Raw genomic sequence first — 4,026 nt, 5'->3', positions numbered from 1 at the left:
AGGTCGAGGCGTGGGTCGACTTCGAGCTGCGTTCGGCCGAGTACTACAGCGTCCTGGGCGAGCTCTCCGGCCGGGCGCCGGACACGGCGGCGGTCGAGGGGTTCCTGCCCGACGAGGTCGCGCACGGGGTGCGCGGGCAGCCGCTCGACGACAGCGGGCTGCGGGTGTCGCTGCGCGGCTACCAGGCGTTCGGGGCGCGGTTCGCGCTGGCCCGGCGGCGGGTGATCCTGGGCGACGAGATGGGGCTCGGCAAGACGGTCCAGGCGATCGCGGCGATGGGTCATCTCGCGGCGGACGGGCACACGCACTTCCTGGTGGTGTGCCCCGCGGGCGTCCTCGTGAACTGGACGCGGGAGGTGGAGTCGCGCAGCGCGCTGCGGGTGACGCCGCTGCACGGGCCGGAGCGCGACGCGGCGTTCGCCCGGTGGCGGGAGCGCGGCGGGGTCGCCGTGACCACGTTCGAGTCGCTGCGCGCGCTGCCCGGGCCCGCGGGGCCGCCGCCCTCGATGCTCGTGGTCGACGAGGCGCACGCGGTGAAGAACCCGGAGGCGCTGCGCACCCGGGCCGTCGCGGCCTGGGCCGGACGCTGCGAGCGGGTGCTGTTCATGACGGGGACGCCGATGGAGAACCGGGTCGCCGAGTTCCGCAGTCTCGTACGGATGCTGGACGCGGGGCTCGCCGACCGGCTCGAGGACGGGGCGGCGGGGGCGGCCGGTTCGGTCGCGTTCCGGCGGGCGGTCGCTCCGGTGTACCTGCGGCGCAACCAGGACGACGTCCTCACGGAGCTGCCCAGCCTCCAGCACACGGACGAGTGGGAGGAGCTGAGCGCGGACGACGAGGAGGCGTACCGTGCGGCGGTCGGGGAGCGGAACTTCATGGCGATGCGCCGGGCCTCGTACGCCCGCCCCGAGAAGTCGGCGAAGCTGGGGCGGCTGCGGGAGATCGCCCGCGAGGCGGCGGAGAACGGGCAGAAGGTCGTGGTGTTCTCGGCGTTCCGGGCCGTCCTGGACGCGGTGCGCGGGGCGTTGGAGGCGGACCGGCCCGGGTCGGTGTTCGGGCCGCTGACCGGGGACGTGCCGCCGGTGCGGCGGCAGCGGACGGTGGACGCGTTCACGGCGGCGTCCGGCCCCGCCGTGCTGGTCGCCCAGATCCAGGCGGCGGGCGTGGGTCTGAACATCCAGGCGGCGTCGGTCGTCGTGCTGTGCGAGCCGCAGGTGAAGCCGACGCTGGAGCACCAGGCCGTGGCGCGGGCGCACCGGATGGGCCAGGTGCGGCCGGTGCAGGTGCACCGGCTGCTGGCGACCGGCGGGGTGGACGAGCGCCTGGTGCGGATCCTGGCGGACAAGGACCGGCTGTTCGACGCGTACGCGCGGCGCAGCGCCGTCGCGGAGGCGACGCCGGACGCGGTCGACGGGTCCGACACGGATCTGGTCCGCCGGATCGTCGAGGAGGAGCGCGCCCGGCTGGGGGTCACCGACGGCTGAGGGGCCCGCCGGACGGGACGAAGGGGTCGCGCACAGCCGGACGCGGTCGCGCGGGCGTCCGGAATATCCGCGCTGGGCTAGCGTTGCCTGTCAGCAGGACCGTATGGGTCGGTATGCGAGGGAAGGCGGCACACGGTGCACGGCGAGTACAAGATCCCCGGGGGCAAGCTGGTCGTGGCGGACGTCGACGTCGTGGACGGGCGGCTGCGGGGCGTCCGCGTCGCGGGGGACTTCTTCCTCGAACCCGACGACGCGCTGCCCGCGATCGACGCCGCCCTGGAGGGCGCGCCCGCCGACGCCGACACCGCGACCCTGGCCACGCGCGTCGAGCAGGGCCTGCCCGCCGGTACCAGGATGCTGGGCCTGACCCCCGAGGGCGTCGCCACGGCGGTGCGCCGTGCCGTCGCGCAGGCCACCGACTGGCGGGACTACGACTGGCAGCTCGTCCACGACGCGCCCCAGTCCCCCGTGCTGCACATGGCGCTCGACGAGGTGATCACGGAGGAGGTCGCGCTCGGCCTGCGCCCGCCGACGCTGCGCGTGTGGGAGTGGGACCGGCCGGCCGTCATCATCGGCAGCTTCCAGTCGCTGCGCAACGAGGTGGACCCCGAGGGCGTCGCCCGGCACGGCGTCACGGTGGTGCGGCGGATCTCGGGCGGCGGCGCGATGTTCGCCGAGCCCGCCTCGACCATCACGTACTCGCTGGCCGTTCCCGAGTCCCTGGTCTCCGGCCTGTCCTTCCAGGACTCGTACGCCTACCTGGACGACTGGGTGCTCGGCGCGCTCGGCGACATGGGGATCAAGGCCTGGTACCAGCCGCTCAACGACATCGCGACGGACATCGGCAAGGTGGCGGGCGCCGCGCAGAAGCGTGTGGTCGCGGGGCAGGGCGCGGTCCTGCACCACGTGACCATGTCGTACGACATCGACGCGGACAAGATGACGCAGGTGCTGCGCATCGGCCGCGAGAAGCTGTCCGACAAGGGCACCAGGAGCGCCAAGAAGCGGGTCGACCCGCTGCGCCGGCAGACCGGGCTGCCCCGCGAGGAGGTCATCGCCCGCATGATCGCCTCGTTCCGTGACCGCTACGGCCTGACGGAGGGCCAGGTCACCGAGGACGAGCTGGCGCGCGCGCAGGAGCTGGTGCGCACCAAGTTCGGCACCGAGGAGTGGACGGCCCGGGTGCCCTGAGCCGGTCCGGCCCGTCTCGCACTGCGGTGCTCCCGTGCAGGTCGGCGTGGCGGTCGAGTAACGTCCGGGGAAACATCGGTGATCAGCCCGGGGGGGCTCACATGGGGACGGGGAGCACGAGCGTGCCTGCGGTGGCGCAGGACGTCGCGAGTCAGCCCGACTGCTGGACACGCGCCGCGGAGCTGGCGGTGCGCCACCGTGACGCGCTGCCGCGGCGCGGGGAGCGCGTCGCGGTGGTCGGCTCCGGACCGGCGTACGCGATGGCGCAGGCGTACGCGTCGTTGCGCGAGGCGGGCGGGCACGGCGAGACCGACGCGTTCAGCGCCTCCGCGTTCCTCTACGGACGCGAGTACGACCGCATCATCGCCCTCACCCGCACGGGCACCGCCCCGGTGATGACCCGGCTGCTCGGCAAGGTGCACGGGAGCGTGCCCAGCGTCGTCGTCACGGCGGCGCAGGATGCGCCGGACATCGCCGACCACACCATCCGGCTGGACTTCGCGGCCGAGCCGGCGTCCGCGATCGCCACCCGCTTCCCGACCACGGTCCTCGCGCTGCTGCGCGCCCAGCTCGGCGAGAAGCTCGACGACGCGACGGACGACGCGCACGAGGCGATCGAGGAGACGCTGCCTCATGTCCTGCTCGCCGCACGGGAGTTCACGTTCCTGGGGTCGGGCTGGACGTACGGGATAGCGGAGGCGGCCGCGCAGTTGATGCGGGACAACGCGGGCACGTGGGCGCAGGCGTACCACGAGCCGGAGTACCGGCCGGGGCCCGCCGCCGCGCAACAGGTGACCTGGGTCTTCGGTGACGTGCCGGAGCGGCTCGCGCAGGCCGTGCGGGACGCGGGCGGCACCCTGGTCGCCTCGGCACGCGATCCGCTCGCCGACCTCGTTCGGGTCCAGCGGCTCGCGATCGGCGCGGCCGCCCGGCCCGCGGTCTGAGGGGCGGGCGGCGTGGAGCACCGGATCCGGGTGCCGGTCGGGGACGGCGCGGACCGCTGGGCGACCCGTGGACGCACCCGCACGGTGCTCCTGGTGGTGCACAACGTCACGTCGGCCACCCGCCTCCTGGACGTCCTGCCGCTCTTCGACGACGACCTGCGGATCCAGCTGCTCGCGACATGCACGGAGTCCTCGGCGTTCGGCGCGGGCGTGCGCGAGCTGCTCGCGGACACGGGCGTCCCGGTACTGCCCTGGGAACAGGCCCGGCACACTCCGGTCGACCTGGCCGTCTCGGCGAGCTTCGGCGGTCAACTGGCGGATATTAAAGGCCAGTTGGCCGTTCTGTCGCACGGGATTGGATACACTAAGAGGCTGGGGGTGCCGGGTGCCGGGTGCCGGGTGCCGGG

3 protein-coding genes and 1 pseudogene are annotated in these 4,026 nt (G+C 74.1%); all 4 read left to right on the top strand.

Annotated elements, in window-relative coordinates:
- The coding region (locus GTW43_RS08630; protein WP_161301046.1) for a DEAD/DEAH box helicase at positions 1-1,484 on the top strand (1,484 nt) is incomplete at its 5' end.
- A gap of 135 nt (positions 1,485-1,619) precedes the next feature.
- Entirely contained in the window at positions 1,620-2,675 is a 1,056-nt protein-coding gene (locus GTW43_RS08625) for a biotin/lipoate A/B protein ligase family protein (RefSeq protein WP_161301045.1), read from the top strand.
- 122 nt (positions 2,676-2,797) lie between these two features.
- Positions 2,798-3,619, top strand: a complete 822-nt coding sequence (locus GTW43_RS08620) for a sugar isomerase (RefSeq protein WP_161301044.1) — start codon at positions 2,798-2,800, stop codon at positions 3,617-3,619.
- 12 nt (positions 3,620-3,631) lie between these two features.
- A pseudogene (locus GTW43_RS08615) lies at positions 3,632-4,026 on the top strand (hypothetical protein); the annotation flags it as partial.

It is taken from the genome of Streptomyces sp. SID5785 (assembly GCF_009870065.1).
Taxonomy (GTDB): domain Bacteria; phylum Actinomycetota; class Actinomycetes; order Streptomycetales; family Streptomycetaceae; genus Streptomyces.
This window is presented reverse-complemented; position numbering and strand designations above follow the sequence as displayed.